Source organism: Micromonospora phytophila (assembly GCF_023656545.1).
GTDB classification, from domain to species: Bacteria; Actinomycetota; Actinomycetes; order Mycobacteriales; family Micromonosporaceae; genus Micromonospora; species Micromonospora phytophila.
The window spans coordinates 1-4,379 of record NZ_JAMOKF010000394.1; the positions used below are offsets into that span (position 1 = coordinate 1).

Consider the following 4,379-nt stretch of genomic DNA (forward strand, 5'->3'; position numbering starts at 1 on the left):
GGGCTGGGCGGGCCGGCGGACGCGGGCGCCCCCTCCGGCTGGGCCGCGCTGGTCCCGGAGAGTCCGGCCGGCCCCGAGCCGGCGGTGCCGCCGCCACCGAAGAAGAGCCCGGCCCAGCCCTGCTTGAAGACGCCGTCGTTGGGCGCCTTGCCGGTGCTCTCCGGCAGGAAGGCCCGGGACAGGTCGTGCCAGGTGATCATCGGAACGATCGCGTCGACCCGCTGGTCCTGCGCCGCGAGCAGCAGCGCCAGGCCGCCGCCGTACGAGCCGCCCACCACGCCGACCTTCGGGTCGCCGGCGGCGTCGGTGCGGATCTCCGGGCGGGCGGCGAGCCAGTCCAGCAGTCGCTGCGCGTCCCGGACCTCGTAGTCGGGGTGGTCCAGGTGGATCTGCCCGCCGCTGCGGCCGAAGCCGCGCGCGGTCCAGGTGAGCACGGCGTAGCCCTGCCCGGCGAACTCCTCGGCGTCGGCGCGGAGGGACTCCTTGGTGCCGCCAAAGCCGTGCGCCAGCAGCACCGCCGGCACCTTGCTGTCCGCCGAGGCGTCCTCGGGGAGATAGAAGGTGGTGTCCAGGTCGACCGGCTGGTCACCGGCCGGGCCGGAGCGGACGGTGAGCGTCGCGGCCTCGGTGCGGATGTCCGGGCCGTCGGGCCGCGCCGCGAAGGCCACGGCGGCGGCGGCCAGCACGACGACCGCCGACGCGGCGACCGCGCGTCGGCGGGTGGGCAGGGCACGCCGGATCCACGCGGCCGACAACGGCGATCTCATGCGGCACACGCTACGGCCCGGATCCTGAGCGTTGGCTGAGATCGTCCGTACGTCTGTCCGGTTGCTCCGATCGGCGCTCGGACCGGTGCGACCGCCGAAGGTCCAGAACATCCCAGCGAGATGAATTCGGATCACGTCAATTCCGATCTTCGGCGGAAATCACCTCGATCCATCCATGCCACTGCCTCCGGCGGTACGCAGAGTGCCCGCCCGATGGACGACAGGTTACTTCGCGCGAAGTGACGCAAAACTGACTGAGCGACAGACAGAACAGGCGTGAAGGCTTCGGTTAGTTTTCCGGTCCGGTGCACGGGACTTCATCGGCGACCCCCGACACCCCACCGATCCCCCGCTCTCGCCGGAGGAGACAGACCATGACAGTCCCCGCGCCGCGGGTCCGTCGGCGACACTGGGCAGCGGCCCGGGCGCTGCCGCTGCTGCTCCTCGTGGCGCTGCTCGCGCCGGTGGCCTTCCTGTTCGCCCAGACCTGGCAGCTCACCGCGGACGACCGGGACCTGGCCACCCGGGAACGGATGGGCGTGGAGTACCTACGGGCCCTCGCCCCGGTCACCGACGCCCTGGTCGACGCCCAGTCCGCCGCCGTGACCGGGCGGCCCGCCTCCGGTGAGGCGCTGAGCCGCGCGGTCGAGGCCGCCGCCTCGGTCGACGCCCGGATCGGCGGCGAGCTGCGCAGCCAGGAGCGCTGGGCCGGGCTGCGGGCGAAGATCGAGGCGTTGGGCGACCGGGGTCCGAACAACCCGGAGGCGGCCTTCGCCGCGTACGGCGAGGTCACCGACCTGCTGCTCGCGCTGCACCGCAAGGTCCGGGAGACCTCGGGCCTGGTCCGCGACCCGGGATCGGACTCCTTCTTCCTCCAGGACGGCGTCGGCAAGGACCTGCCGGAGGCGGTGGTGGCCGCCGGGCGGCTGGCCGACCTGACCGCGCTCGCCGGCCGCCGACCCGCCGCCGACGGGCCCCGCACCGTGGCCGAACTCGCCGCCCTCCGGGTGGCCGCCCTCGCCCCGGCCGGCGACCTGGTCACCGACCTGCGCGCGGCGGTGGACAGCTCGGAGAGCACCGACCTCGGTCCCAGCGTGCTCACCCCGCTCGACACCTACCAGCGCGCCGTCGAGGCGCTCGCCGCCTACTCGGCGCCGACCAACGCCACCGGGGTGGTCGACCCGGCGCAGCTCGCCGCGGCGCGGCTCAACGCGCAGTCCGCCGCCAGGCAGCTCCAGCCGGTCATCCTCGGCGAACTCGACGCGCTGCTCGCCGAGCGCCTCGACGACCTGGACCGGGACCGCTGGCTGGCGGTGGGCACCGCCGCGCTGACCGTCCTGCTGTGGACCGCGCTGGCCGGCGTGTGGTTCGCCGCCGCCCGGCGGGCCCGACAGCGGGCGGCCGAGTACCGGCTGGCCCGGGAGGACGGCGACGCGCGGCCGGCGGGCGCCTCCTCCTGGCAGCCGCCCTCCCACCGGGCCGTGGAGCCGCACCAGCTCCAGCCGGTCGGGTCGTCCCGGGAGCCCGAGCCCGCGCAGTGGAGGCCGTTCGATGCTGCTCGCTAGGCTCCGGATCCGGGGCAAGCTCGCGCTGCTCGTCGTCATCCCGCTGCTCAGCATGGTCGGGCTCGCCGTGCCGGTGGTGATCGACCGGGTGGCGGCGGCGCAACGGGCCGGCGACATCGCCGAGCGGGTCCGCGTCGCCAGCCGGATCGGCACCCTGGTGCAGGACCTGCAACAGGAGCGCATCCTCTCCGTGGGCCTGCTGCTCGGCCGGGTCGCCCGGGCCGAGCTGGTGCAGAAGTCGGCCACCGTGGACGACCGGGTCGCCGACCTCCGGGCCACCCGCGGTGACACGCTGCCGCCCCGGGTCTCCGCCGCCCTGGACGGCGTACGCAAGCTGACCGACCTGCGGGCCGCGGTGCTCGGCGGCACCGCCACCCCCGACCAGATCATGGACACCTTCGGGCCGGTCAACATGACGCTGATCGAGTCGCTGCGGCTGCCCTTCGACGTGGACACCGACACCCCGGCCGGGCGACAGGTGCTGGCCCTGGACGGGCTGCTGCGCGCCGACGAGGGGCTCGGCGCATGCGCGACGCTGATCGTGCTGGTCAAGGCGACCAGCGCCCCCCGGGCGGTCACCGGTTACGTCGCCTGCATGTCCGCGCTCCAGGTCGACAACCAGCGGTTCCGCAGCCTGATCACGGCGGAGCAGTACAAGCTGGCGGAGCTGAACGACGCGGCCGTGGCCGCCCGGACCAGCCCCGAGTTCCTCACCGCCAGCGTGATCGACCCGATCGCGGCGATCAGGAACGTGCCGCTGGACGCGCTCTTCCCCTCGTCCCGCTCGATGATCACCCTCGGCCAGTTCGTCGAGAAGAAGATCGTCGCGGACGTCATCGCCGAGGTCACCACCGAGCAGCGGCGGGCGCTGACGGCCGCGTACCTGGTCGGCGGGCTGGCCGCGCTGATCCTCGCCGTGGTGGTGCTGCTCAGCGCCGCCGTGGCCCGGACGGTGGCCCGGCCGCTGACCCGGCTCACCCGCTCGGCGGACCGGGTCGCCCGGGTCGCCGAGGCGGAGCTGACCCGGGTCGCCGACGACGAGACCGACAACGCCCAACCGGTCCGCCTCGACCCGGTCGACGTGCGCGCCCGCGACGAGATCGGCGACCTGGCCCGGGCCTTCGACCGGGTCCAGACCACCGCGGCCCGGCTGGTGGAACGGCAGGTGGCCGGCCGGCGCAACGTGGCGCAGATGTTCGGTCACGTCGGCCGGCGTACGCAGAACCTGGTCGGCCGGCAGATCGCGCTGATCGACCGGCTGGAACGGCAGGAGACCGACCCGGGCCGGCTGGAGCACCTCTACCGGCTGGACCACATCTCCAGCCGGCTGCGCCGCAACGCCGGCAGCCTGGTGGTGCTCTCCGGCTCGGCCGGCGCGGACGCCCACGTGGCGCCGGTGCCGCTCGGCGACGTGGTCCGGCTGGCGCTCGGTGAGATCGAGGACTACACCCGGGTCGACGTGCAGGTCCCGCCGGGCATCTCGGCGGCGCCCGGCACCGTCGGCGACCTGGTCCTCGCGCTGGCCGAGCTGATGGAGAACGCCACCGTCTTCTCCCCACCGCACACCCGCGTGACGGTGGCCGGTGAGCTGATCGGCGCCGGGGCGCGGCTGAGCGTGGTGGACCGCGGCATCGGCATGACCGAGGAGCGGCTGGCCGAGGAGAACGCCCGGCTGACCCGGCGGGAGCGGCTGGACCTCGCCCCGACCGAGGTGCTCGGCCTCTTCGTGGTGGGCCGGTTGGCCCGCCGGCACGGTTGGGCGGTCCAGCTGGCACCGACCGCCGGCGGCGGGGTGACCGCCCACGTGGACATCCCGCAGGCGTCGCTTGTGCTCCGGCGGGCCGACCGGGCCGGGGCCACGGTGGCCCGGGCGACCGTGCCGGCCCGCGACCGGCACTCCCCGGCGGTCACGCTCGGGACCTCGCGGGACCGACGGAGCCTGACGGCGGTGAGCGCCGCGCCGGCGCCCGCCCCCGAGGCGTCGACGCCGCCCGCGTTCGACCCGACGCTGCTCAGCCGGGCCACCCGGACGATGGAGTCCGGCGAG

At 75.0% G+C, this 4,379-nt stretch carries 3 protein-coding genes; 2 read left to right on the forward strand and 1 reads right to left on the reverse strand.

Annotation, left to right across the window (positions count from 1 at the left end):
- Positions 1-767, reverse strand: a 767-nt coding sequence (locus tag NCC78_RS28090; RefSeq protein ID WP_250798278.1) for an alpha/beta hydrolase, incomplete at its 3' end; no start/stop codon positions are given.
- Positions 768-1,141: 374 nt separating this feature from the next.
- Here NCC78_RS28090 and NCC78_RS28095 point away from each other — a divergent pair.
- Together NCC78_RS28095 and NCC78_RS28100 are read left to right on the forward strand one after the other, a co-directional pair.
- Entirely contained in the window at positions 1,142-2,332 is a 1,191-nt protein-coding gene (locus NCC78_RS28095) for a hypothetical protein (RefSeq protein WP_250798279.1), read from the forward strand.
- Positions 2,319-4,379: sensor histidine kinase (locus tag NCC78_RS28100; RefSeq protein WP_250798284.1), on the forward strand; the 2,061-nt coding region annotated here is incomplete at its 3' end. The genes NCC78_RS28095 and NCC78_RS28100, both read left to right, overlap by 14 nt.

Excerpts from the sequence above, each read along its gene's own strand:
- NCC78_RS28095 (WP_250798279.1), top strand. The coding sequence starts at position 1,142 with ATGACAGTCCCCGCGCCGCGGGTCCGTCGGCGACACTGGGCAGCGGCC.